1 protein-coding gene is annotated in these 1,015 nt (G+C 43.7%); it reads left to right on the top strand.

What is annotated here, in order from left to right; translation table 11 throughout:
* Window positions 1-647: 647 nt before the first annotated feature.
* Window positions 648-1,015: reverse transcriptase domain-containing protein (locus tag HZY94_RS01325; protein WP_257151889.1), on the top strand; the 368-nt coding region annotated here is incomplete at its 3' end.

Here is a 1,015-nt window from a genome sequence, read left to right as displayed (position 1 = left end):
ATTGGTTCTTATGGCCAATAACCTCCTCAAATATGGGAAGAGGAGTACCTAAAAAGAAAAGGAGAGACTCATTTCAACGAATGAATCTCTCCTTTTTATACTTTACGGGACTTTTTGTCCCAAGCTCTTTTCAGTACGACGGGCATGTCGTATATCTGAGGTGCAAGTCCTCTGTGGGCACCTGCTACCGGTGAACCCAATAGCGACTCCCAAGCCTGACTATCGTGAGGTAGCGGGGAGAGGAAGGGATAGCGAAATCGTGGCTCTACGAACAGAAATGTGATATGAAGGCGTATGTAGTGGATGAGGAGGCTGAAAACTCTAAAGTCCCAAAAGGTAGTCGTAACCTATATGCGTAGATCACGAGAGTAAACGAGGAAAGATATACGACTTATCCCGTGAGGTCTCATGAGCGTCGTAGACGTAGTAACAACGAATCATGAGAAGTCAGCCGAACCCATAGTAGTGATGAAGTTTCTGTAATGGAAATGGAGCGAAGGGGCGAACAATTAACCGAAGTAATCCTACTTCACTTGTGTCTGTAAAAGAACGGTCTGATAGAACTGGAGACGGTCACGTATTGACTAGGAGAAGGTTCACGAATCTAAGATGTCCCTCAGACACCGAAACAAGAAAGGAATACGCACATGTCAGAATTGCTAGATAAGATATTATCTCGGAACAATATGCTTGAAGCCTATCATCAGGTAAAAAGAAACAAGGGTTCTGCTGGTATCGACGGAGTTACCATTGAGGAAATGGATAATTTCCTACGGCAACATTGGCGAGAAACCAAGGAACTTATAAAGCAGAGGAAGTACAAACCTCAACCAGTTTTACGAGTTGAAATTCCTAAGCCAAATGGTGGCGTCCGAAATCTTGGAATCCCTACAGTCATGGACAGAATGGTACAACAAGCGATTGTTCAAACCATCAGTCCAATCTGTGAAAGACACTTCTCAGAGTATAGTTATGGCTTTCGTCCCAATCGCTCTTGTGAGACAGCTATTATTCA

The organism is Streptococcus danieliae, from assembly GCF_013415245.1.
Taxonomy (GTDB): domain Bacteria; phylum Bacillota; class Bacilli; order Lactobacillales; family Streptococcaceae; genus Streptococcus; species Streptococcus danieliae_A.
Note: the sequence above shows the minus strand (reverse complement) of the source record. Positions and strands in the feature narration are given on the sequence as shown.